The sequence below is a fragment of the Paenibacillus sp. LX16 genome, from assembly GCF_036252815.1.
GTDB lineage: Bacteria > Bacillota > Bacilli > Paenibacillales > Paenibacillaceae > Paenibacillus > Paenibacillus polymyxa_B.
Genome location: NZ_CP141152.1, coordinates 5,471,574 through 5,495,956, shown reverse-complemented (window position 1 = coordinate 5,495,956; position 24,383 = coordinate 5,471,574). Strand labels below are relative to the sequence as shown.

Annotated in this window: 21 protein-coding genes; 20 read left to right on the top strand and 1 reads right to left on the bottom strand. The window is 42.8% G+C overall.

Translation table 11 applies throughout. The features are described 5' to 3' along the window. Window positions 1-46 precede the first annotated feature (46 nt). From T3H97_RS24630 to T3H97_RS24595, 8 genes are all read left to right on the top strand, one after another. The gene (locus tag T3H97_RS24630; protein WP_328801156.1) at window positions 47-2,785 is read left to right on the top strand and encodes an NlpC/P60 family protein; all 2,739 of its coding nucleotides are present in this window, start codon (window positions 47-49) and stop codon (window positions 2,783-2,785) included. A gap of 44 nt (window positions 2,786-2,829) precedes the next feature. After that, window positions 2,830-4,290 carry an NADase-type glycan-binding domain-containing protein gene (locus tag T3H97_RS24625; RefSeq protein WP_328801155.1) on the top strand — a complete coding sequence of 487 codons (1,461 nt, stop codon included), beginning with the start codon at window positions 2,830-2,832 and terminating at the stop codon, window positions 4,288-4,290. Window positions 4,291-4,316: 26 nt separating this feature from the next. Then, window positions 4,317-5,729 carry a discoidin domain-containing protein gene (locus tag T3H97_RS24620; protein ID WP_328801153.1) on the top strand — a complete coding sequence of 471 codons (1,413 nt, stop codon included), beginning with the start codon at window positions 4,317-4,319 and terminating at the stop codon, window positions 5,727-5,729. Window positions 5,730-5,754: 25 nt separating this feature from the next. Continuing rightward, complete coding sequence (locus T3H97_RS24615; RefSeq protein ID WP_328801152.1) at window positions 5,755-7,110, top strand: N-acetylglucosaminidase; 1,356 nt, start codon at window positions 5,755-5,757, stop codon at window positions 7,108-7,110. A 44-nt stretch (window positions 7,111-7,154) separates the two neighbouring features. Next, window positions 7,155-8,195 (top strand): hypothetical protein, encoded by a 1,041-nt coding sequence (locus tag T3H97_RS24610; protein ID WP_328801151.1) that lies wholly within the window; start codon window positions 7,155-7,157, stop codon window positions 8,193-8,195. Window positions 8,196-8,275: 80 nt separating this feature from the next. Further along, complete coding sequence (locus T3H97_RS24605; protein WP_442955653.1) at window positions 8,276-10,228, top strand: polysaccharide deacetylase family protein; 1,953 nt, start codon at window positions 8,276-8,278, stop codon at window positions 10,226-10,228. Between the two features lie 21 nt (window positions 10,229-10,249). After that, window positions 10,250-11,644 carry a hypothetical protein gene (locus T3H97_RS24600; protein WP_328801148.1) on the top strand — a complete coding sequence of 465 codons (1,395 nt, stop codon included), beginning with the start codon at window positions 10,250-10,252 and terminating at the stop codon, window positions 11,642-11,644. 27 nt (window positions 11,645-11,671) lie between these two features. Then, on the top strand, window positions 11,672-11,818 hold the full coding sequence (locus tag T3H97_RS24595; protein WP_328801147.1) for a hypothetical protein: 147 nt from the start codon (window positions 11,672-11,674) through the stop codon (window positions 11,816-11,818). A gap of 388 nt (window positions 11,819-12,206) precedes the next feature. Here the strand turns inward: T3H97_RS24595 and T3H97_RS24590 are convergent, their stop codons facing one another. After that, window positions 12,207-12,554, bottom strand: a complete 348-nt coding sequence (locus tag T3H97_RS24590) for a hypothetical protein (protein WP_328801146.1) — start codon at window positions 12,552-12,554, stop codon at window positions 12,207-12,209. Between the two features lie 80 nt (window positions 12,555-12,634). Between T3H97_RS24590 and T3H97_RS24585 the strand changes: the two genes are divergently transcribed. From T3H97_RS24585 to T3H97_RS24530, 12 genes are all read left to right on the top strand, one after another. Beyond that, on the top strand, window positions 12,635-14,095 hold the full coding sequence (locus T3H97_RS24585) for a lipase family protein (protein WP_328801145.1): 1,461 nt from the start codon (window positions 12,635-12,637) through the stop codon (window positions 14,093-14,095). A 37-nt stretch (window positions 14,096-14,132) separates the two neighbouring features. Continuing rightward, window positions 14,133-14,429: a WXG100 family type VII secretion target gene (locus tag T3H97_RS24580; protein WP_028540769.1), complete on the top strand. Its 297-nt coding sequence runs from the start codon at window positions 14,133-14,135 to the stop codon at window positions 14,427-14,429. Between the two features lie 32 nt (window positions 14,430-14,461). Continuing rightward, the gene (locus T3H97_RS24575) at window positions 14,462-14,773 is read left to right on the top strand and encodes a hypothetical protein (protein ID WP_103047308.1); all 312 of its coding nucleotides are present in this window, start codon (window positions 14,462-14,464) and stop codon (window positions 14,771-14,773) included. Between the two features lie 383 nt (window positions 14,774-15,156). Next, on the top strand, window positions 15,157-15,501 hold the full coding sequence (locus T3H97_RS24570; protein WP_023990832.1) for a hypothetical protein: 345 nt from the start codon (window positions 15,157-15,159) through the stop codon (window positions 15,499-15,501). Between the two features lie 175 nt (window positions 15,502-15,676). Beyond that, window positions 15,677-16,750 carry an ABC transporter substrate-binding protein gene (locus tag T3H97_RS24565; RefSeq protein WP_061830502.1) on the top strand — a complete coding sequence of 358 codons (1,074 nt, stop codon included), beginning with the start codon at window positions 15,677-15,679 and terminating at the stop codon, window positions 16,748-16,750. Continuing rightward, on the top strand, window positions 16,750-17,679 hold the full coding sequence (locus T3H97_RS24560; protein WP_103047309.1) for a nucleoside hydrolase: 930 nt from the start codon (window positions 16,750-16,752) through the stop codon (window positions 17,677-17,679). Before T3H97_RS24565 ends, T3H97_RS24560 begins: the two co-directional genes overlap by 1 nt. Before the next feature lie 27 nt (window positions 17,680-17,706). Next, window positions 17,707-18,528, top strand: coding sequence for an ABC transporter permease (locus T3H97_RS24555; RefSeq protein ID WP_013312457.1), 822 nt, complete (start codon window positions 17,707-17,709; stop codon window positions 18,526-18,528). Between the two features lie 6 nt (window positions 18,529-18,534). After that, complete coding sequence (locus tag T3H97_RS24550; RefSeq protein WP_013312456.1) at window positions 18,535-19,323, top strand: ABC transporter permease; 789 nt, start codon at window positions 18,535-18,537, stop codon at window positions 19,321-19,323. A 16-nt stretch (window positions 19,324-19,339) separates the two neighbouring features. Further along, window positions 19,340-20,398 carry an ABC transporter ATP-binding protein gene (locus tag T3H97_RS24545; protein ID WP_103047311.1) on the top strand — a complete coding sequence of 353 codons (1,059 nt, stop codon included), beginning with the start codon at window positions 19,340-19,342 and terminating at the stop codon, window positions 20,396-20,398. Window positions 20,399-20,426: 28 nt separating this feature from the next. Beyond that, window positions 20,427-22,154, top strand: coding sequence for an adenine deaminase C-terminal domain-containing protein (locus T3H97_RS24540; protein ID WP_328801144.1), 1,728 nt, complete (start codon window positions 20,427-20,429; stop codon window positions 22,152-22,154). Window positions 22,155-22,575: 421 nt separating this feature from the next. After that, window positions 22,576-23,052 carry a Dps family protein gene (locus T3H97_RS24535; RefSeq protein ID WP_039271713.1) on the top strand — a complete coding sequence of 159 codons (477 nt, stop codon included), beginning with the start codon at window positions 22,576-22,578 and terminating at the stop codon, window positions 23,050-23,052. Between the two features lie 150 nt (window positions 23,053-23,202). Beyond that, on the top strand, window positions 23,203-24,366 hold the full coding sequence (locus T3H97_RS24530) for a nitric oxide synthase oxygenase (protein ID WP_328801143.1): 1,164 nt from the start codon (window positions 23,203-23,205) through the stop codon (window positions 24,364-24,366). The last annotated feature ends 17 nt before the right edge of the window (window positions 24,367-24,383 follow it).

Below are 24,383 nucleotides of genomic sequence, written 5' to 3'. Positions count from 1 at the left end.
AGATTGTAGGAATTGCATCATATGAAAAGCAAACGGGGGGAGTAAGATGGGACTGGCAGGAACTATGCTGACTTATGGAAATATTAGAGTGAATGCACCGTATGAAATTATCCGGCTACTTGATTTTGAATTGACACAGAAGATAAATGAACACGGCAAGGTGTGCATCACTGCTCTCATACCGGATGAGGATCATGCAAAGTATGATGGATTAGCTTACGATGAAGATGTGCTAGAGGTATATGAGACGGATGAAGACCGAGGGACAGTTAGCATTTTTAAAGGAATCGTCACCAATATTAGAATTGCATTCAAAAATGGCGTATATCACATGTACCTTGAGGCTGCGTCTTTTACATATTTATTGGATCAACAACGGAAAAACCGTTCGTTTCAAAATAGCAACTTGACGTATTATCAACTGTTCCGCGAACTTATAGATGCCTATCCACATGGGGATTTTATTGACCTGGCGGACAGCGATCAAAAGCTGGGCGGCTTTACTATTCAGTATGAGGAGAGTGATTGGGAGTTTCTAAAAAGAATGGCCTCTCATCTGCAAACTGGACTCATTGCCGAGATTACATCCGTATTTCCGAGATTATGGTTAGGTACCTCGAAAGAACAGGTGAAAGGTGAATTGCGTAGCATTAACTTTTCCCTCCAAAAAACAAAGTCAGGTCCCCGGTATACATATGCTGAAGTGGAGGATACGAAGCGTTTTGAACTTGGAGATGTCGTTGTGTTTCAACGAAAGCATTGGGTTATTGATCAGATCCACGCAGAGATGAAGCAAGGTATTATGACATATGGCTACGTTCTCGTTCCGGAAGCAGGTATTCCGAGGGAGGTTATACATAATCAGTTTATTAAAGGCACCTCTATTGAAGGGAAAGTCATTGATTTAGATGGTGAAAACGAATCCGTTAAACTTCACTTGTCCGTGGATTCTATGCAGTCCAAAGTTGAGGGTTGCTGGTTTTCATACCCCACCATGTATACCGGGGATGGGATCGGTTGGCATTGCATGCCTGAGCTAGGGGATCATGTCCATTTGTATTTTCCATCTAACAAAGAAAAGGAAGCTCGTGTGGTTCAATCCCTGCGTAAAAGAGACTACAAAGGAGATGAAATTAGCCAGCCGTCAAGAAAGCTGTTTCATACCAAAACACAAAAAGTGGCGAGATTCGATGATAAGGAATTAGCCCTCTCCACCCAGAAAGAAAAAATACTTGTACGCTTAAACCCTGCATCCGGTATTCACGTGTATAGTCATCATGATCTTACCTTTCACGCCGATACAGACCTGGTGCTGCACGGCAAAAAAGTACAAATGAACGCTACTCGCGAAATATCTCTAACGTGCAAAACCAGCTATATCCGAACTGATGGAACGCTTCATATCAAGGCTAGTAAGCTCATGAAAAATCAGGTGCCTGATGCAGAGTTGAAAGCCTATAAATCCCTAGTTCAAGAATTGAAAGGGAAGGGATATCCGCAATGGGTACAGGACTTGCTGCTCCAATATAAAACGGACTACTACAAAGCCGTGGCAGCAGGGGACAAAAAGGGGGCCAAGGAAGCAGCAGCCAAGGCCAAACAATTGCGTCAGCAGGTGGCAGAAATAGATCGTATGCCTGCCTGGGCCAGAGCGCAAATGCATGAATACACGTCCCAGTGGTGGGAAGCGCATAGAGCCAACGACAAAGCCAAGCAAAAGCAGATGCATCTTCTCGCCAACCAGCTGCGTGACAATGTGCTGATCAACGAGCTGATTCGTGGGCATTCAGCCAAGTCCTATCTGGATGCGAATCGGCTGGAGGAGCTGTCCGGACAATACGCAGATGCGGCCCATAAGCTGACCATCGCCGATCAAAAGGCTCTAGCCAAGGAAGCAGCTGCTCTGCGGAGTAAGTATGGCGTGAACAGCCAGCTTGCCAGGGAGAATTTGAACAAGCTTGCCAAGAAGTATCCAGATAGCTTCTCGTACAAGCTTCCAACTACAGGCGATTGGGATAAGGAGCTTAACGCCGCACTGCATGACTTTGCGAAAAAATACGGTCTGGAGAATAAGGGCTATGGTCGTGATGTGCTCGCAGTGTACCTACATCAAGTAGCCAATGGGATTCTTCCATGGCCTAAGGTTAATAAGGCTGCAGCGCCAGCAGTTCCAACAACGACGACAACAACGAAAACGGAACCGGGCAAGAAACCGCCGACTACTCCTGAAAAGCCGCAGAAGGAGGAACCGAAGCCTACACCATCCAACAGTTCTGCTGATGAGAAAAGAAAAGCAATTGTGGAATTCGCTAAGAAGTTTGAAGGTAGAATTCCATATTGTATTAATACAGTAATTAGAACGATGATACTTGATGTGGACAATCCACCACCGTATATGGATTGTTCAGACTTTACCTCATCTGTCTATTTAACTGTACTTAAAGAGCAAATAGGAGGTAACACTAAGGTTCAAATACACAGTGGCAAAGGAGTTAGCCACCAGAGCTTGAGATCCAGTGGCGATCTTAAGAATCTTAAACCAGGAGATTTGATTTTGTATAACTGGGGAAAAGATGACTATCCCAAAGTACAACCAGTACATGTAGGGATTTATATAGGTAATGGACAAGTTATTCATGAATCAGGCAGAAACCCATATCCCCAAAAAGCAGATAAGAAAAATAAGAAACAAAATGTGAGAATCAATACTCTTTCATCGAATTGGATAAATTCTAAACCTATGTATTCTTTTGTTATTTCAATTAGACGAATTATTCAAGATTAGTATTCTGAGTTTAAACCTTAGTTTTTATAGAAAGTGGTGGAGAAGTGAAACTTACAAGATTAATAATGACTATTGTTCTGACAGTTATTATATCATCATGCAATCAGTTTAAAGAAAAGGGAACTGTTGCTACATCATCTCAGCCTCAAAAAATATCATCAGTCGAAAGTATTACGATGACACAAAATGCAGTGAAAACTAAAAAAAAAGCACGGTGGCTTTTAAATGGTGAAGAAGATCCAGAACCTACTCAATTTTTGACCAATTTAGATGATCCTACAGGAAAGACCTATATACGAATCGATGATTTGGTAGATGCGATGCAAACTAAGGAAGAACGAATAAAATATCGCGGCTCCCAAGTAACTGTCAGTAGAGTGTCGAACGATGGAAGTCGAATGGCGATTATAAGGGATATTTCTGATGTGGAAGGAGGGCTACAGCAACTCTTTTTCGAAGTATATGATCTGAACTCAGGAAAAAAAGAGTCTGAGTCTGTAGTGCCCTCAATGGCTTACCCTATAGCTTCCCCTGATTTAAGTAAATATCTTTATGAGTTGAATGGGCAAGTATATTTATATGATGTACAAGAAATGCAAACAACAAAATTAAACCTTGGGAGAAATAAACTGGATTTAAGTATTATTAGCTCAGGATTATTTTCTCCAGATGGCACTAGATTCTGTTTTGAGGAAAATGACCAACCAGGTATCATTATGCTGAATCTGTCCGATATTAGTGGAGCAAAACGTTTACTTGTAGGTTCTAAGGCTTCGCTTTTGCAATGGGATCAAGAGGATAAATTGATTTATGAAGTTTCTGAAGAGGACGAAAATTACACACAAGATGTTTATTCACTGGATATAGAGAACGGAGAAAAAAGGTGGATAACTAAAAGCTCGGAACCATTTATACTATCCCCTGATCAAAAGTTAGTGCTGTCAGCAGAATACGAAGCTCCAAAAATGTATCTGGTTCATGTGAGCGATGGAAGAAAACAGGATATATCCTCTTTTACCGAAAATCAGGGAGTACTCACTGTCCCAATACAGTGGATCGAAACAAAAACTAATTATATGAAATATAGCAACAAGGTCAAAGTGAAAAAGGTTACGGCCTCTTCTACACTTCCTAATCGGAGTAACTATTCTTTTAGTGTGAACAATTTAACGGACGATAATAATTTAACCCCTTGGTGTGAAGGAACGAAGGGAGGCGGAGTAGGAGAAACCGTAACTATAGATTTGGGTTCAATTCAAGAGGTCAGAGGTATGGAGATGGTTGACGGTATTATACGAGTTAACAATAAGTATTTAGACGTAAATGCAATCCAAGAAATGAAACTTGATTTTTTGGATGGACAATCTGTGATGCTTGAGAATAATGACACCCGCTTCAAGTTCGATGAACCCATACGGACATCTTTCGTTAAAATTACCATTCTAGAAGTGAAAAAAGGCGCGGACTTCCCAAATACATGTATAGGTGAGCTGAAGTTATTGTGATGAATTGTAGAAAATGAGGAAAATCTATGATGCAGATAAATAAAATTGCGTTGCTCGTCTTGATTTTTTCTATACTAGGCGGGTGTATACAATCGAATGGGGACCAAAAAGCGCGGGAGCAGAATGAAACTCATGCTGCTATCTCTCAGCCCAAGAAACCTCCTCCAGCAAAAAGGCCCATAAATTGGTTGTTGTTTGAAGCGGAAAATGGAAATATGCCTATGGATTTTTTAGCTGACATGGATGATCCTACAGGTAATACCTATATTGATTTAGATGACATTATAGGTAAATTACATGCAAGTGAAGGTGAAACGTATCCTGAATATGAGTTGTATCTGGCTGGTTTCTCGGATGATGGCAGGCGTATTGCCTTATGTAGAGAGTCAACCGAATTGAATTATTTAGTGATCAAAATCTTTGATCTATCTACCACAAAGAAATTATATGAATTTAAGGTGCCGAGTAGGGACTACGCTGTTATGTCTCCTGACTTACGCAAATGTGTTTACACAGATGATGCTGCCGGTTTTTATTATATGAGCCGAGGACAGAAAACTGAAGCATTGGGGCGTTTAAATGATGGTCACTATCTCGATCTTCCAGTGTTTTCACCTGACGGTAACCAATTTGCCCTTGTAGATCGTAAACATAATGTATTGATCTATGACTTGTCTAAGAAAAAGCAAATTCAACAAATCAAGCTAGGAATAGAGGGAATACAGATTGAACAGTGGCTTTATAACGATCAATTGCTGCTCTCTTCTTACCATATTGATAAGTCGTATATGTTCAATATACAGACAGGGGAGAAGAAGCAACTGATGAAAGCCACAGAATCTCCTGTTTTAACTTTAGATAACCACAGGGTTGCTTTTCTGAACTCCAAGGGTGAAACGCAACAACGAAACATCCAAATAGGTCTGCCTATAAAATATTCCAATGTATTACACAGGATAGGCTATAATGTGTCCCCTACACAATGGGTACAGACTACAGCGGATTTAATGAAATATAGAAAAAGCATCCCGGCACAGAAAATCATTGCTTCTTCTGCACTTCCAGATCAAGCTGGGAATTCCTATGCTGCTAGAAACATTATGGATGGAGATGCGAGTACAGCTTGGTGTGAAGGAGTCAAGGGAGACGGGATTGGAGAGTGGGTCAAGGTTGATTTTGGTTCTATGCAAGAACTGAAGGGGTTTGAGCTCATCAATGGCTTGGCAAAGTCATCTGATACTTTCCAAGCAAATAATAGAGTTAAACGAATGAAACTGGAATTCTCGAATGGACAGACCATGATGGTAGATAATGATTTTTTAAATAATGAATTTCCTGATGGCGCCGTTCACACTTCATTTGTGAAAATAACGATTGAGGCAGTAGAGAAAGGAAGCAAATATCACGATACCTGTATGTCGGAGATACGATTCTTCTAAGCATCCCTAACAAAGGAGAAGGCATATGAAGTGGAAAGAACCAACGTTTGGTGCAACACCTATGTTGAAAGCTTTAACAACTGCTAATGCGCACAGAAAAGCTAAGGCTTTTGACCTTGCAGCAGAACAGAAGAAGCAAAAACTGAATTATCCCGACTGGGCTCAATCTTGGCTGCGTAAATATAAAGAAGATTGGTATATTGCTCAAGCAAATGGCGACGAAGTCGGCATGCGTAAAGCGCAAAAGCTGGCAGAGGGGCTGCGAAGCAAGTTACGTGAAATGGCGACGATGTCCAAGTGGGCCCAAGAGCAGATGCAAAAAGAAACCGTCCGCTGGATGACGGCTGAAGCGAGCGGAGATATCAGTGAAAAGCTGGCTGCTGAGAAGGCGGGACGAGCTATACGAGAGAAACTTGATTTGATCGATCCAAATCCAAATCCTGAGGTACCTAAGGAGGATGATTCTAAACCTGTACAAGTACCTCCTGATAATTCAGGAAATGATAGTTTTGAAGCTGAACTTGCTAAATTCCCAGAATCATACAGGTCTGCGCTGTTAAAATTACACAAGCAGCATCCTTCTTGGCGTTTTATAGCGGAAGAAACGAATGTAGATTTTAATAGTTTTCTCAAGGCAGAAATGAAAAATGGACTGGTATGTACCGAAGTGAGCAAATATGGATACTCACCGCCTTGGAGGGACTCGAAGCTTAAATATGATAATGATTATAACGCCGCTTCCCCTAAAGCAGTTTCATATTTTTTAGATCCACGTAACTTTCTGACTGAATCTCGTGTATTTCAATTTTTATCTGGAAAGTATGATAAGAACACCCAAAATAAAGAGGCAGTTAATAAAGTGTTAAGCAAAAGTCTAGCTAATAAAGGAGATGTATTTCTAAAGGCAGGAGGGAATGAGGCGAGTGCAGTATTTTTAGCGGCAAAAGCCATGGTCGAATCAGGAGGTGGGACTTCAACTTTAGGAAGAGGACAGGTTCCAGGATATATCGGATGGTACAATATGTATGGCATTGGTGCGAATGATGGAAATGCACGTATAAAGGGTGCGAAAAAAGCCAAGTCAGAGAACTGGAACTCTGTAGATAGTGCGATAATTGGTGGAGGTAAGTGGATTAATGAGAATTATATTCAAAAGGGACAAGATACTCTCTATAGCTTAAAGTGGAATGTAAATTCATTCAAGAAGAACGGAACTATTAGTAAACAATATGCTACGAATATTATGGATGCTTATACGAAAGCTGACCGTTTTTCAAAAGGTCTTAAAACTGTTGATGCACCTCTTAGTTTTAGGATCCCGATTTATAAAAATATGCCGGACACTGCTTTCCCTGAGCCTAAACAACCTTTGTCAAGGTAATCAGGTTATAAAAAATTTATGTTTCGAAAGAAGAGGGAGTGTAATTGAAGAAGCTATTTGTGCTTGCTTTAGTTGTTCTAATTTTTAGTGGTTGTGGTCTGAAGAAAGAAGTTGAGGTAAAGGGCACAGTTTCTAAATCAGCTATATCGACTGCTAGTAGCCATGAGCTAACGTATGATTCAAGCAAAGCTATTGTGCAAGAATCGAATAAATTAGATCTGTTTATTAAGAAAATTCAACCCGCTAATATGAAATTACAAAAATTAATAAAACAGGATATTGATAAGGAAGGTACTTTAGAATTTGTGATTGCTTTTGGGAAAAAATCGGATCATTTAGAATCTATATATGTAGTAAGAAATAAGGATGACCACCTTAAAATAATTGGAGAATTGGATGATCCGATAGTTACAGAGCATATTAATAAGGACGTTAAGGTTATGCATTTAGACCAAACTAAGCGTGATTTCATCGTAGTATATTCCACTAGCGAAGTGGATGAGGCAGAAGGCTTCTCTATATTTACTTTAGACCATAACCGAATTAGCAACCTGAATTACAATTATCCAGAAGCAACAGGGCAAGGAATCAGGAAGCTGGAGGATATTAATAAAGATGGTGTTTTTGAGGATGTGAGTTATTACCGTTTTCAGGATACTCAACAACATACAATCATGACATATCAGAAATTCGATAGCAGCGGACCCGAAAAAACAAAAGTCCTATATGAAAATAAGAATAAAAAATTTGTATACCCTACGGTTCCTAAAGATATTATCCAAAATTATTTGGAAGATCATTATCTTATGAATCGCTTCTTGATACACTTGCCTGAGATGGCGGAATTCACAGCTTTGTCAGCAAGTCCAAAAAATAATTTTGAAGATATCATAGATTTTTCCGCTATGGACTATACGGGATTAGATCTGAATATAAAAGAGATTGCTAATAAGGCTAATCAGCGGGCGTTTTTGGTAAAGAGTAACTCAGAAGAAGAGGAATCAAACCAAGGACTTGTATTTACATTAGAAAAACAGTCAGGCAAGTGGAAGATTACGAGCATAGAGATGAACGATAAATTGTAGAGAGTGTGATATCCAGCGTGAGTTTCTTAAGGCATGGGCGAATTTGTTACGTGCTGTTATTACTAATTTCCTATTTAGTAATGAACGGATGTACGAAGGGAAATGATTCTTCAAAAGCAGCAACAAATCATACGCGTTCTCTCCAAAATGAAGCCAAAACGATTTCCTATTCGAAAAAGTTGGATACGTTGCTAGAGACACTTCATATAATTAACGATGAGAATATGAATTCTGATGTTAGAGAAAGCAAGCTACAGGACTTCACACAGGATCTTAATTTGTTGCTAAATGAACCAGAAAGTGTAGAGATAAAGGACGGAGAATTTGCAGAAAAGTTTGATAACAAACTTACTGTGATAACAAAATCGTTCCAGTTAAAAAGTGGACAGCTAAACGTTAGAGTTGTGAATTATAGAGCACCTACTACACTGACAGGTACAATCGGAGATAAATACACATTTATTCAGTGGTGGAGTACGAAGCAGCTTGTACACGCCCAGATGATTGAGGATGGCGGGCCAGAATTGACTACAGACTTTGTGGTTCGAGATCCAGACCAAGGAATACAGTTGTGGTTAGGGGGACATGTCTCCATATATCATCCATACCCCGTATTTGTTGATTTGTGGGAGTTGTCTGGACAAAAATGGACGGAGAAAAGCATAGATGTAGGTAAGATGAAGCTCCCGGATTCGTGGGAATTAAACAAGGATGTGGATGAGCTTATTTTAGAAAATCGACAACATGATAGCATGAGTATCGAAGTATTAGACCACGGCGATGGTTTCTTAATAAACAGTGATGATTCTGAACAGAACATTATCATTGAGTTCTCCAAAAGTGGAGAAGTCCGTATTGATTCTGAGTATAGCACCGCCTCGAATACTAGTGAACAGCAAAGCTATGAACTCATTCAAGAGAAATATTCAGAACATGGGATCGTGATTAAATACCCTCAAATTACAAAACTCAAGGATATTGCAAAGCAGAAATCTTTAAACCAAATTCTTAAGACTAATGCTTTAGAAGGATTACAAAACTATGCGGATTCCAATTCTGGAGTCCATGTTGAAATTGATTATGAGATCAAACGACAAAGTGAACGATTCTTGAGTGTTCAATATACGGGTATTCATTATGTGAAGGACGCAGCCTATCCTAGTCATATGTTTTATACGACGAATCTGGATATGAAGCAGGCTTCAAGAATAAGATTGAGAGATCTGGTAAAGGTCGAGAAACCTTTTATTGAGCTTATAAAAAGCGGGAAGATTACAGCTGTTCAGCCGGAGCAACAAGGAATAATCAGTGATTTCACAAAAGATGATTTGATTCAATTGTTAGCAAACGCGGATGTAACCAAAGGTTCGCCTGCGGAAGCAGAAATGGAATCGTTTAGTTACCTCACAAGTGATTCATTAGGTATTAGTATCCCTGTGGCTCATGCAGTAGGGGACCATGCGGAATATGAAATTCGTCTTGCACAAATTCCAGAGAATATCAGGCAGAATGAGGAACTATGGACTGAGCTAAGTTCTGTCGTTGATCAGCCAGCTACCGTTGTAAATGAAGAGAGATTGGATACCAACCAGTATGAAGTTGAAGAGTCACAGTCTTTTCAAACTACTCTTGAAGGCTTTGGGAAAGTAAGGTTTGTATCGACTCAAGCAAAGAAAGATGAAATTCCCAAAAACTACTTTTTTCTATTAGATGATCGAGAGCGAGTTATATATTCATTTCCAGATTTATATGGGAATGAATGGTGGTATGCTGATGAAGGCGTAGAAGCAGTGGCCTTCAAGGATGTAAATAAGGATGGATTAAAAGACGTTATCATTATTGCTTATTATGAAACGGGCTCTGGACCAGATGGTGCAAAGCCATTCCCTATAGCGGACATATATTTTCAAAAGAAAAATAAAACCTTTATCACGCTCCCTGAATTAGATGAGGCTCTCAACGATCAAGGACATAATCAAACCATTAAAGATGTCATTCAATACGTAAGCAAACAACGGATAAACGTAAACTAACCGACAAAAGGGAGCGGTAACATGGGATATCCAATCATCAAGTATAATGGAACGGTTTTATCTCTTAAAAATCCGAAAGTTAAAGTTGTACAGAAAATGAATGAGCATGTGAAAGTCTTTTTGACGGGTGTGTTAACGGGTGCCCAAATGGAAGAGTACACAGATCATATGGAGGCAGGGGCGAAGTTAGTCGTTTCTTATGTGAATGATGATCAGAAGCAGATTGTATTATTTAGGGGATTAGTCACGCAGTTCAGAATCAAGTTGGTGTCCAATGTAGCCTATTTGGTCGTCGAAGCCCTATCCTATACAAGCCAGTTGGATGAAGTGCTTCATAGACAATCTTTTCAAAATGTGAAGATGAAGGTGCAGGCATTGCTTGAACATGTACTCAAATCATATCCCAAAGCGAATTGTACGAGCCGCTTAAAAGATCAGCTTCTACAGGAATTTACGATGCAATTCGACGAAACGGACTGGTCATTTTTAAAACGTATAGCGTCTCGGATTGGTTGGGGAATGATACCTGATCCGATTGGAGACAAACCGCAGTTTTATTTTGGATTACCGGATGGTGTCAATCAAGGTGAGCTCAAACAGTATAACTACTCGATGACCAGAAAAACCAAGCCAGGGGCCAGCAAGGAAGACAATCTTTTGTATTACAAAATACAAACGACAGGGGCTAGAGATGTCCTGCTGCAAATTGGGGCGGAGGTTAAATTTAAAGGGAAAGCTTTATACGTCCTGCAGTCTGTTGCGTTTATACGACATAGTGCTTTGTGGCATGAATATGTGCTGACTACAGCGGATGGAATGAAACAGGATTTGATTGTAAATGAGGACATTCGGGGCATGTCATTGAAATCCAAGGTCATTGGAATCGAGCAGGATCATGTGAAGGTTTTCTTTTATGAAATGGATAAGGTCAAGCCTAACGTCAAGGAAACCTGCGCTTTTCCAACGGCTACATTTTATACATCGGAAGGGAATACGGGATGGTACTGCATGCCGGAGCTGTTTGATTTTGTAGATATCTACTTTCCGACCTCTAAAGAAAAAGACGCTATTGTGACCCATTCGATCCGAAAGAGATCCAAAGGCGGTGACTTTATTAAGGACCCGTCGACGAAGATCTTTATGACCAAGTACCGCAAAGCTATTATTTTTGAGAAAAATGAAATTTTAATTACGGGGAACGACGATGAAGTGGTGATTCGACTGCTGGATGACCATGGAATTGAACTGCGAAGCAAAAAGGATATCCGTGTAAAAGCCGACGGGAACCTGGTGTTCAATGCGGGTAACACAATACAGGTCACCGCGAAGGATGCTATCGGTTTAAAATGTAAAACGAGTCTGGTAGAAATGGATGGTAACATCAAAATGACTGGAGAAAAGATTAAGACGCAATAACTAATCCATCATGAGAGGATAAAGAGTATGGCTAAAGAAACCACAGGAGCAATCGTGAATGAGCAACCGCCGACCCAAGAAGATATGATTCAAGAATGGAAACGTAAAATAAGCAAAGGCGAATATCCTTTTATTCATGTAACTCAGCATAGTACCAAAGGTGACGAGCGTTAAATATGTTTAGCAACAAGTAAATAAGGCTCCTAAGGAGCCTTATTTGAGTTTGATGATCTATACCCTTTTAGCACTGTTATGTAGCCGTAAAGGTGAATTTTATTAACTACATTTGTCATTGCATACTCTTCATAATAGTACAAATTAAAAATGGTGTTCATCTATGCAATTTTCCCCTAACATACAGTTACAAAGACCTATTCTACATAAACTATGTACTGTGACCAGATATACTGTATCCAATGACTTTATACTTATTTTTCCTCTCGGCTATATCGCTCGCAAAAAGGATGCACTATAATTATACTACTTCTTAATTTTGGAAAAATTAGACTTTAATATAGATTACAAATATGTTGAGAGTGAGATGCTCGATGAGTATCCCTTCTCAGGAAGAAGGGGTCTTGTATTTGGGGACTTCACTGTCGATAAACCAATCTGGCCCGGAGACGTCGATCACTTCTTTGGTTGTATAATTATAGTAGATGGTAATTTTGTTGTCTTCGTGGCCTTTAATGTACCCATATAGATAGAGCCTGGAGTGGACAGCGGGATCATCCACAGCATAATCCTTTAATATGAAATCGGCATTATAGTGTTCTTTAATAAACTCCACACCGATGGGAGTGGCGACGTCTACTAATTCTTTTTTCTCTTTGTCGGACAAGCTGGAACAACCTCCTAAATACATAATAATTAAAATAAGTGCCAGAATCAGTTGGATTTTTCTGTTCAAGTTACAATTCTCCTTTTCTGGTAATCACCTTTTTTCATAACTCTATAATATATTTACACAATAGACAAGGTGGGAATAACTTGACCTACACTAACGATAAAACATACTGGACCATTGCGGATAGAGTTTATGACCGGGAGTTGACTGCTAAAGATTCTAAAAGCAGAATTCTTCCTGACTGGAAGATTGTTGAACCTGAAGGAGCTATGCTGCATGATACGAACGGTTCTGGATTCGATGCGACTGTATTCCTTAACGAGAAGACCAATCAGGTGATCATCGGTTATAGGGGGACAGAACCTCCGAATCGACCCAAGTGGAGCGTGGCGATGGACTGGGGAACGGATTTCAGCGATGTCGTCGGAGGACGCGCGAAAACGTTGGAAGAAGTCCATCAATATTATGAAAATAATAAGGCAGAGGTGGCTAAACTCCCACCACAAGTGCAAAGTGCATTTCTTCAATATGAGGATAAGTACCAGAATAATCAATTTACACAAGCTCAGAATCTATATGATGTTGTAAAAAAAGAGTATCCCTCTGCTGAAATAACGACCACAGGCCATTCTCTGGGAGGAGCGGAGGCAGAATATGTGGCGGTGCGAAACGGACTGTCATCAGTCGCTTATAATCCACCAAGCATTGTACATCTATTACCGGATGATCTTCAAAAGAAGGTGGAAAATGGCGATTTTCGAAAGACGAATGTCGCTTATGTCAATCCGAAAGATACTATCGGTTCGGGAGCTAATGATGCACAGCCACATGTGGGTACAACCTATTTTATAGACAATGATTATAAGACGGCTAATAAAGCCAAAATCACTATTCCTGTTTCATTACCAGTCGAAAGAGAAAATAAGTGGGCTAACTTTTTTTTGGGGCCCAAATGGTCTCCCATTGTGTATGTCCCGATTACGTTGCCTATGATGCAGCAAGATCCGATTACAAAGTTCTATAATTCGGTATTTGGAGAAGCGACGCATAGCATGGATCATTTCACATTTGATGAAAACGGCAATATCAGCAATCCACTGTACACCATGGACGGTCAATTGGTGGAAGGTAACCCACGGGTGCAGGCATACGGGCAGATGCTGGCCGCGCGAGCAGAGCTCAAGGAAGTCATGGGCGATTTGGTCGAACGCTACGGGGGACAAATGGGTGCCTTCGGGCAGTTTGCTGCTACTGCACTGGGAGTGAATCTGATGGGAGCAGGACAACAAGATGGTCGCGCTAATGGTGGGGCATATTTTGTGGGCAACAAAAATGGAGGCACAATTCAATTAACACCTGAGGAGCTAAAGCATGCTGCTAATCAGATGCGTTCTAGCTTGCATGGATTTTCCAGTGATACCCGTGCGTCCATTCAGTTATTTCAGGCTCATATCGGGACAAGTGAAAGTCAGTCTTTGACCCCAATTGCGCATAGTGCAACGGCAACGTTAGATCGGATTAATCGCTGGTATCAGGAATCGATTACAGAGATAGCAGAATATATAGATCGCAAGGGTCAGGAATTCACGATGGTGGATCAATAATAGATCAGCTGTAAGAACACAACAGGGGGCAAAAGAGATGGGCAGAATATCTTTGAGCCTGGGGGATCTGCGGAGGGCTGTACAGCAATGCGAACAGCTAAAGCAAAGACTTCAGCATCAGGAGCAGCAGATGAGAAATATATATGGTCGTCTGCAAGACTGGCGGGGCGAATCGGCTGCTGAATTAACACGTAAAATGGAGACGTTTCTCCAAGGCACAACTGTACGAATACAGGAATTGGACGATCATAAAGAGCAGTTGAAACGTTATATTCGCAAAATGGAAGAAGCTGATCGGCGTGAGGAGAGACGTAAACGGGCTGCACAATGGTGATACAGGCAGACTGCAATAGTTAGGAGAACATCATGAAAGATCAAATTGCATTTGTCATTTTACTTATATTGAATATCGTTTATGGCTTAACGTTATTTGCCTATCCGGCCATGCTGATGGTGGTCGCATTTTCTTTCGATGCACCAACAGCTGGAGATTATCTCATCAATTATATTTTTGCCTATGTCATAATGAGCTACCCGATAGGAATATTTATTTCATGGAGCTGTTGGTATTTTTATCATCGTTATGCTTTTAAGAAGGCGTATATCATAGCTAACTTTATGCTGTTGTGGCCAGCTACTCTCGTAGTGTCCTCGTGGATTCAATCGGCTTTTTCTTGAAGGGGTTCTCATCTGGCCAGTCAGCTACATAACAAAAAAACCGTACAATCGCTTGGGGTCTCCCGCGGGGTACGGTTAAATGCGTTTAAATAAAAACTACATATATAGTAGAAGAAAAAAATATTCTCCCAGAGTGGTGACGATAACGACTTTGTAGTCTACTTTAATTTTCCTGCGGGGAATATAGCAGTGTTCGAAAACTTAAGGGTTAGACGAAAAAAGTGTAAAAATGTTGAAAAGCTACAAAGTTCGACATATTGTTCGCTTTTTCGCATCATATGTTATTAGATTAGGGATTTTTGTTTGCTATTTATCGTATATTTATGTATAATCTATCGTGTTGAAAGATTGATTGTACGTAATATGCTGATGAGGGTGGGTTCATGACGCTGCTCGACAGTAACGAAAGCAAGAAGCGGATGTGCCAGATTTACAATGAAGTTTCAAAGGAACTGTTCGGCTTCGGGACCACGCTGCTGCGGGCCACCGTTGAGAACAACATTGTTACCTTTGTGGCGAAGCACCGGCGTTCTCCACGCTCGGCAGCATTGGAAGTGGAAGCCCCCGGCTTGAAGCTGGAAGTGGATTTCCGAATGTCCATGCTGTACAAGAAGAGACTTCGCGAGAAGCTGATTGAGGATATGGAGCTCGATATAGAAGCCTTACTGCGCGATTATGATGCAGCAACGCAGTGGGCAATTACGAACATCATACTGAAAGAATCCTAATAAAATTGGATATTCGGCTTTTCGCTTCGGATCTATCTGAGGGGAGAACCTGTTATAACGCGCAGCGGGATCAACTTATTCTTTGTTTACGAAGAAAAGTATTCTTGTTTTACAAGAGTACTTTTCTTTTTTGTGTCATAAGCTGTGCATAATAAAAAAACAGGGGGAGTTTCATATGAAAAAATGGTTTAAAGGGTTTATGGCTGTGACCTTGGCATCCGTGGTACTGGCAGGTTGCGGCAGCAATGCTACTGGCGGTCAGACAGATGGAAAAGATGGCTCAGCTGATGGGAAAAAGAAACTCGTTATTTCCACATGGGGCTTTTCCGAGGACTTTTTTAACAAAGAAGTGTACGAGCCTTTTGAAAAAGAACATAACGTTGACATCGTGGTCGAAATTGGAAATAACGCGGAACGGTTGAACAAAATCAGTCAAGGCAGCACAGATGTCGATCTGATTTATCTGTCTGATTATTATGCTCAACAGGGAATCCAACAGGGATTGTTTGAGAAGCTGGATCGCAGCAAGGTGCCGAACCTGAACCAAATTTATGATATTGCCAAAGCGCCGCTGGGTGAGGAGTATGGTCCTGCTTATACGGTCGGGCGTCTCGGTATTGCCTATAATCCGGAGCTGGTGAAAAAGAATGTGACCTCTTGGGCTGACCTGTGGGGAACTGAGTTCAAAGGAAACGTGACTTTGCCGAATATTACGGCGACTGCCGGACCGATGATGGTAGATGCAGCCTCCAAGGTAGCGGGTAGTAAGGAGTTTAATGAAGACCAAGCCTTCGGAAAACTGAAAGAGCTGAGTCCGAATATCGTTAAGTTTTATAGCAAAACGTCCGAGTTCGTGAACATGTTTAGTCAACAGGAAATTGCGGGCGGTCCGATCATGGAAATGTACTTCAAAGATTTGCAGGCGGCTGTGCCAGGAGCGAAATTTGTAGCTCCTAGTGAAGGTGCTTACGCAGTAATGAACACGATTAATGTAGTGAAGGGCTCCGACCAGAAAGAGCTGGCTGAGGAATTTATCAACTGGCAGCTGAGCAAGGAAGTTCAAGAAAAATCCGCCAAGGCGAAGGTTGATTCTCCGGTGAACACGCAGGTGGTACTGTCCGGTGCGGATACAGAAGGAATTACGTACGGTACAGATGTAGTGAACAAGCTGACTAAGCTGGATATGAAGTTCGTTAACGATCATATCAAGGCATGGACCGATCGCTGGAACCGGGAAGTTGCACAATAATGAAAAAGGTCATATTAGATGTAGATACAGGTATTGATGATGCGTTGGGTATTTTACTGGCCGCCAAGAGTGGTCAGCTGGATATTCAAGCGATTACTACGGTATGCGGTAATGTTTCACTTAAACAAGCAACATTGAACACATGCAAAATCCTCGACCTTCTGGATAGACCGGATATTCCGGTTTATCGGGGGGCGGAGGCTCCCTTAATACGTAAAGGACTGCACGAGCACCGTGTCCATGGAGAAGACGGCATTGGAGGTGCATTGAGTGGAGTAGTCCCAGCGATGTCTGCGTCCGAAGGTTTTGCGCCGGATATTATCATTGATACCGTGATGGCTCACCGGGGGGAAGTGACGCTCATTTGCACCGGGCCGCTCACCAATTTGGCCCTGGCGCTGCTGAAGTGTCCCGAACTGACGGATCACGTCGATGAGGTCATTTTTATGGGCGGTGTTATTCACGGGTGCGGCAATATTACTCCTGTAGCGGAGTACAACATGTATGCTGACCCTGAAGCCGCACGGATCGTATTTCATGCAGGATTTGGTCGGTTGATACAGGTGGGACTGGATGTAACACGGAAGGCTCTGCTGACTGCCGATCATATTGCTCGTCTGTCCCATCCTGCAATTCGTAATTATGTAGCTGAAAGTACGGCTGTTTATACCAAGCGTTATGAAGAACGCAACGGGGTAAAAGCGTGTGCGCTTCATGACCCGCTTGCCGTGGGTGTCGCATTGAATTCGAGGTTAGTAGGTACCTCGTCGTTGTATGTCGACGTGGAAACCTCCAGTCGTATATGTGACGGACAAACGGTGGGCGATGTGCAGAATCGACTCAATCATAGCCCCAATATGAATGTGTGCGAACAGGTGGACAGCGAAGCTTTTCTGGAGCTGTTTATCCAGGTGCTGAATAAGGAATAACATTTTGATAACCGCAAGGAGCTACCCATGAAGAAAACATACTTGTATTGGCTGCTGCTGCCAGGTCTGCTCTTTCTGGCGGTGTTCATGGTCATTCCGATTGTGTTGACGATCGGTTCGACCTTCGTACAGAACAGCTCATTCACCCTAGAAGGCTATCTCCATTTCTTCAAGGACCCTTACTTTCTGAAAATATTGCTGACTACGCTGGAAGTCAGTGTCGTAACGACACTCGTGTGCGTATTACTCGGCTTCCCGACGGCTTATTATATTTCGCAAAAGGCCCCGCGTCGTAAAGGTATTTTGCTTGCGCTGGCTATCTTTCCCTTATTGACGAGTCCGGTGGTGCGGTCATTCAGCTGGATGGTCATTCTGGGTCGCAAGGGGCTGTTAAATAACGTGCTCATCGGTTTAGGACTTGTAGATGAACCGCTGAATATTTTGTACACCCCGGCAGCGATGATTATTGGTCTGGTTCATTTGTTTTTACCACTGATGATTATTTCACTGATTGGTGTGCTCGAAAATATTGACGGTGATCTTGTTCATGCTGCTCAGAGCCTCGGGGCCTCCAGATTCAGCGCATTTCGTAAAATCGTATTTCCGCTGTCTGTGCCGGGCCTGATCATTGGAAGCATTCTCGTTTTCGTAGGCAGCCTGACTGCATATACGACACCAGCACTACTTGGAGGAAAACAGCGGGTTATCGCTACATTTTTGTATCAGAACGCGATGACGCTAAACGACTGGTTTTTAGCTTCTGTTATTGCAACAATTATGATTGTTATTACATTTATCGTGGTCGGTCTCTTAAATAAGGCGGCCCATAAACTCAATCCGAAGGGGTAGGTGGATATGCGGGAGAAACATTACGGACTAGGCTTCTTTAGCCTGCTGGTCTTCATCTTTCTGCTCGGTCCGCTGTTGATCATATCGGTCACTTCTTTCGAGCCGGGCACGGTATTAAAATTTCCTCCGCAGGGCTTTTCTTTGCGCTGGTATGAAAATATTTTTGAAGTGGATTTGTTTATGTCCACGTTCAAAACGTCCATTGTCGTCTCTCTGCTAGGCAACATCTTGGCACTGCTGATCGGTATGCCTGCCGCCTATGCACTTAGTCGCTTTTCGTTTCGCGGGAAGGATGCGCTGAATGCTTTGTTCCTTTCCCCGTTGCTTATACCGGGTATCGTTCTTGGTTTTACACTGCTGCGCTATTTGATCATTGTTTACCATTTACCAGTATATGCTGGGCTATTGATCGGACATACGGTGATTATGTTGCCGTTCATTATTAGAGTCATTGCATCCAGTTTGTCTAACTTTGATTTTGCGATTGAGGAAGCAGCGCTTAGTTTGGGGGCTGGACGGCTGGAAACCTTTTTCAAGGTGGTTCTGCCCAACATCCGCTCAGGTATTATTGCGGCTATCCTGATTGCCTTTCTGGAATCATTCAACAATGTCGACATCTCCGTCTTCATGACAGGACCGGGCTTCAGCACCCTGCCCATTCAAATGCTGACTTACGTCGAAAATTATTTTGACCCGACGATTGCAGCGATTTCGGTTATGCTGATGATTTTGACCGGTATCCTGATGTTCTTGATTGAACGACTGATGGGATTGTCTTACTTCACTAAAAGGTAATGGAGGCTTCAACCTTATGGCACTGCTTACTCTGGATCGCGTATCGGTCGCTTATGACAACCAACTGATCTTGCAGGATTTCGATTTGCAGCTCGAACGGGGGCAATTGCTCTCGTTGCTCGGACCGAGTGGTTGTGGCAAAACGACCACACTTCGTCTCATTGCAGGATTTCTCGAAGCTAAACAAGGAACATTTTTGTTTGGCGATAAGGATTATACTCGGGTTCCGGTGAATAAACGGAACTTCGGCTTTGTATTCCAAAGTTATGCACTCTTCCCGCATTTGTCCGTTTTTGATAATGTTGCCTTTGGTCTGCGGTTACGCAAGGTAAAGGAAGATGATGTAAAGCGCCGCGTTATGACCATGCTGGATACGGTTAGCCTGGGGGGATTTGAAAAACGTTTCCCCGGTGAATTGTCAGGCGGACAGCGTCAACGTGTTGCGATTGCGCGAGCGCTTGTGATTGAACCCGATCTGCTGTTGTTTGATGAACCTCTGAGTAACTTGGATGCTAACCTGCGTGTAAATATGCGTGTGGAAATCCGCCGTATTCAACAGGAACTGGGCATCACTACTGTGTATGTATCGCATGATCAGGAGGAATGTTTTTCGATTTCTGACCAGGTTGCGATTATGAATAAGGGGAACATCGAACAATTAGATGCTCCATCGACCATTTTTAAATATCCGACGACCGAATTTGTCGCCCGTTTTATTGGGTTTAATAATTTTCTAAGCTTTGACGAGCGTACTGAAGAAGGGGATCGTATTCGACTGAATACAGGCGATCTTTCGTTCGGCGTAGCGCGTAATCAGGGTACTGCCCAGCCGGGTGCTCGTCAGGGCGCTATTCGCCCGGATGATTTGGTCATTCGAACAGAAGGCAACGAGACAGGGGAAAATGAGCTTCCCGGTATTATTAAGGTAAGTACTTACCTGGGGCGTAGCTATCAGTATGTGGTAGAAACGGCGAAAGGCAACTTTACGGCTAATCAGGAAATGGATACGCCTTACCTGAGTGGTCAGCGGGTTACCCTGCATTTTCCGGCAGATAAAATGGTGCTGGTCCAATAATCAGCGGGTTCGATGAAGGAGATACATCATGCGTGCAGACAAAATGATTTTACAAGTTAAGGTGTATAACAGTTACTACAAAACGTTCGAAGAAGGTAATGTAGCTATACTTGACGGTAAGTTTATGTATATCGGTCAGCGTGGTCTGGAGTCTTTCGAGGCTGCTGAAATTGTCGAAGGGCACGGGAAATATATGATTCCCGGCCTGATCGACATCCATTTGCATATCGAAAGCACAATGGTGACACCGGCAACCTTTTCCTATGGGCTGATTCGCAATGGGGTAACGACGATTGTACCAGAACCGCACGAAATGGCGAATGTTTTCGGATTGGAAGGCATCCAGGAAATGATGGAAGCCAGCAAGGATTGCGTGGCTGATATGTTCTACGGCATCCCAAGCTCCGTCCCGGCAACACCGCTCGAAACCTCAGGAGGCGAGATCGGTATTCCCGAGATTGATGCGCTGCTGCAAACCGGTGAAATGATCTGCCTAGGTGAAATTATGAACTATGTGGATGTCATTCGTGATCCGGAGAGCAAGACGAATCGCATCTTACGCCATGTTCGTGAGCATTACCCGGAGCTGATCATTGAAGGCCATACGCCGCAATTGCTTGATTTGGACCTGCATCAGTTGATCTATGCGGGGATAGGCTCAGACCATACTCACCAAAGTATTGAAGGTATGAAGGCGCGGATGTCCGCCGGGATGTTTATTGAAATCCAGGAAAAATCCATGACTCCTGAAGTGATGGACTATCTTATTCAGGAAGATGTGGCACAACATTTTTGCTTCGTAACGGATGATGTGATGCCAGACTCCTTCGTAGAGCGAGGACATCTAAACCATATTGTAAGTAAAGCAATCGGAATGGGCATGAAGCCTGAGGATGCCATTTATGCAGCTACGTTTACTCCTGCTGCACGGATGCGAATGCATGACCGCGGAACAATTGCGCCGGGAAAAATAGCTGACTTTGTACTGCTGTCCGATCTTGGTCAATTTGATGTGGAGCAAGTCTATAAGGACGGACTCAAGGTATTCGATAAGTTCGAGGAATACCATCAAGCACCGATAAAAAGCCGCTTCCCCGCCCATTTTTATCAAAGTGTGAAGCTCAATCCGCTCACGGAGCAGGATTTTACGGTAAAGATGGATGTAGCTGATGGCACACATCAATGTCGTATTATGATGGTCAAGGACGGCTCAACTTTTACAAGCGAACGGATTGCCCCTGCTCAAGTAGAGCAGGGGGAACTGGTATGGGAACATGGTGAACATGGACTTATTGCTACGTTTGAACGGTATGGAAAGAATGGCAACCGTGCTTACGGTTTGATCGGGGGAGATACGATTGAACGTGGAGCAGTGGCAACCACCTATTCGCACGATAACCATAACTTGCTGGTCGTAGGGCATAACAAGCAAGATATGATACTGGCTGCGAATACGGTTCTATCCAGCCAAGGCGGCTTTTGTGTAGTTGAAAATGGCAAGGTGCTGTCCCATTTGCCGTTAACCGTAGGCGGGATTTTAACAGAAGGACCGCTGGAAATGGTTGCGGCCCATGTGAAGGAGCTTCGTTCAGCCTTGCTGTCGCTGGGCTACCGCCATTACAATCCAATCATGTCGCTGAGTACGCATTCTTTGCCGGTCAGCCCGGCCTTGAAAATTACCGATCACGGCCTGATTGATGTAAATGCTGGCAAGGTTGTATCCTTAATCGTGGAACCTTCAGAGATGCAAGAATAATAAAAGAGCCGACCCTCTTACGGGTCGGCTCTTTTTTTGTCGTGGCTAGGTATGAGGTAGTAAGTTATGGACTTTGCCTACAATACAGATACTTTAGCAGACAAAATTAACATCTTCTTTACTCCTATTGATGTAACCTATGTATAGAAGATAAATAAGTCTTGGTTCTGGATATCCTATTGCATATAGAGTTTGATTTACAATTAATTCACGTAATCTTCATGATTAAAACCGAATAAAGACTTGAAAAACATCGACACAGTGTTATAATTAAAACAGGATTTAGATTAAGTCTAAATTAATTGTTGAATATTTATTGGATTCACGCATGGGATTTTGAAGAAAATCAGACACTACTGTTAACGAGTATCCAAGCTTTACACCAACTATATTTTGAATGAAAACGAGAGGGGATTTTAACATGAGTACATTAAATCATACGAACGCACCTACACAAGAGGCTATTCAAGAATTGCACAAGGCATTGAATCGTCAGGTAGCTACCTGGTCGGTATTGTATACGAAACTGCATTATTTCCACTGGTATGTGAAAGGCCCTAAATTCTTCACACTGCATGCTAAATTTGAAGAGCTTTACAATGAAGCAACAGCTAATCTAGATACGATTGCTGAACGTTTGTTGGCTATTGGTGGCCGTCCGGCTGCGACCTTGAAGGAGCATTTGCAACTTTCAGCTATTCAGGAGTCCGCAGGTGAACAGACAGCTGAAGATATGGTGAAGTCCGTTGTTGCTGATTTTAAAACCATCACTGTTGAACTGGCTAATGGGATGGAAGCAGCGGAAGCAGCACAGGATAAAGCGACAGAGGATCTTCTTAACGGCTTGAGAGAAGCAATGGATAAACATATCTGGATGCTGAGTGCGTATTTGGGATAATTAATTGGTGTATATTTCCATGTATATGGAGATCAGGTGAACAAGATACACATCCCGTTGGTTCCAGTCTGCCACTGGAGTATAATGACGAGAAGGCGTGGAAAACCACGGGCTCTTGAGTCATGGAGCTGCCGGGATGGGGTGTATGTTATGGAAGTAAAACAACAGCTTTTGCATGAAGCGGAGCAGTTTATATATACATGTTATGAGGAGCTGGGCCGAAGCCGCGATGAAGCGGAAGCCCGGCTTCTTCATATTCGTTACGACATAGAGGCTACGGGAACGTATGATCATACTTACGAAGAGCTGGAGCACGGAGCGCTCATGGCTTGGCGCAATAGCAATCGTTGCATCGGGCGCTTATTTTGGGACAAGCTTTTAGTCAGGGATGCGCGGGGCGCATCAGATGCGACGGAGGTGGTCAGCGAGCTCTTGGAGCATATACGCATAGGAACGAATGGCGGTAAAATTAAGCCAACGCTTACTGTATTTCGCGCCTCCAAGCCGGGACAGCCGAATATCCGCATCTGGAACCATCAACTCATTCGTTACGCTGGATATGAAACCGATCAAGGGATTATCGGAGACCCGATCTCGATGGATTTTACCAATGCTTGTAAAGATATGGGCTGGCAAGGGGCGATGACTCCTTTTGATATATTGCCACTGGTTGTGGAAGCAGGCGGGCGGCCTCCCGAGCTATTTGATATTCCTGAACATTTAGTGATGGAGGTAGCCATTGAGCATCCAGAACTTTCGGGTTTCGCTTCCTTGGGATTACGTTGGTATGCCGTGCCTATGATTGCCGACATGACGCTGGAGATTGGCGGTATCATCTATACAGCGGCTCCCTTTAACGGGTGGTATATGGGAACAGAAATCGGCGCCCGCAATTTTGCGGATACCTTTCGCTATAATATGTTGCCACAGGTGGCTAAGCTGATGGGACTCGATACGACGAGTGAAACAACGCTTTGGCGTGATCGGGCGTTGGTGGAATTGAATATTGCTGTGCTGCATTCTTTTAAAAAGGAGGGAGTCAGCATTGTCGACCACCATACCGCAGCGGCACAATTCAAGCTGTTTGAGGAACGAGAAGCCAAGGCTGGGCGCGCGCTGACAGGCAATTGGACATGGCTGATTCCCCCGCTATCCCCGGCGACAACGCATATTTTTCATAGCTCCTATGATAATCGGCTTGTGAAGCCGAATTTCGGAGTTCAAGAGAAGCCGTATATGTCGAGACAGGCTAATACAGCATCAGATACAGTGCTTCAGCAGAAGCGCCAAGGCTGCCCGTTTCATTCCGGGTAACGATGGGAATGACCTAA

Excerpts from the sequence above, each read along its gene's own strand:
- T3H97_RS24545 (WP_103047311.1), top strand. The coding sequence starts at position 19,340 with ATGGCACTGCTTACTCTGGATCGCGTATCGGTCGCTTATGACAACCAA.
- T3H97_RS24560 (WP_103047309.1), top strand. The coding sequence starts at position 16,750 with ATGAAAAAGGTCATATTAGATGTAGATACAGGTATTGATGATGCGTTG.
- T3H97_RS24595 (WP_328801147.1), top strand. The coding sequence starts at position 11,672 with ATGGCTAAAGAAACCACAGGAGCAATCGTGAATGAGCAACCGCCGACC.
- T3H97_RS24570 (WP_023990832.1), top strand. The coding sequence starts at position 15,157 with ATGACGCTGCTCGACAGTAACGAAAGCAAGAAGCGGATGTGCCAGATT.
- T3H97_RS24580 (WP_028540769.1), top strand. The coding sequence starts at position 14,133 with ATGGGCAGAATATCTTTGAGCCTGGGGGATCTGCGGAGGGCTGTACAG.
- T3H97_RS24565 (WP_061830502.1), top strand. The coding sequence starts at position 15,677 with ATGAAAAAATGGTTTAAAGGGTTTATGGCTGTGACCTTGGCATCCGTG.
- T3H97_RS24630 (WP_328801156.1), top strand. The coding sequence starts at position 47 with ATGGGACTGGCAGGAACTATGCTGACTTATGGAAATATTAGAGTGAAT.
- T3H97_RS24605 (WP_442955653.1), top strand. The coding sequence starts at position 8,276 with ATGAACGGATGTACGAAGGGAAATGATTCTTCAAAAGCAGCAACAAAT.
- T3H97_RS24550 (WP_013312456.1), top strand. The coding sequence starts at position 18,535 with ATGCGGGAGAAACATTACGGACTAGGCTTCTTTAGCCTGCTGGTCTTC.
- T3H97_RS24575 (WP_103047308.1), top strand. The coding sequence starts at position 14,462 with ATGAAAGATCAAATTGCATTTGTCATTTTACTTATATTGAATATCGTT.
- T3H97_RS24535 (WP_039271713.1), top strand. The coding sequence starts at position 22,576 with ATGAGTACATTAAATCATACGAACGCACCTACACAAGAGGCTATTCAA.
- T3H97_RS24530 (WP_328801143.1), top strand. The coding sequence starts at position 23,203 with ATGGAAGTAAAACAACAGCTTTTGCATGAAGCGGAGCAGTTTATATAT.
- T3H97_RS24620 (WP_328801153.1), top strand. The coding sequence starts at position 4,317 with ATGATGCAGATAAATAAAATTGCGTTGCTCGTCTTGATTTTTTCTATA.
- T3H97_RS24555 (WP_013312457.1), top strand. The coding sequence starts at position 17,707 with ATGAAGAAAACATACTTGTATTGGCTGCTGCTGCCAGGTCTGCTCTTT.
- T3H97_RS24600 (WP_328801148.1), top strand. The coding sequence starts at position 10,250 with ATGGGATATCCAATCATCAAGTATAATGGAACGGTTTTATCTCTTAAA.
- T3H97_RS24615 (WP_328801152.1), top strand. The coding sequence starts at position 5,755 with ATGAAGTGGAAAGAACCAACGTTTGGTGCAACACCTATGTTGAAAGCT.
- T3H97_RS24540 (WP_328801144.1), top strand. The coding sequence starts at position 20,427 with ATGCGTGCAGACAAAATGATTTTACAAGTTAAGGTGTATAACAGTTAC.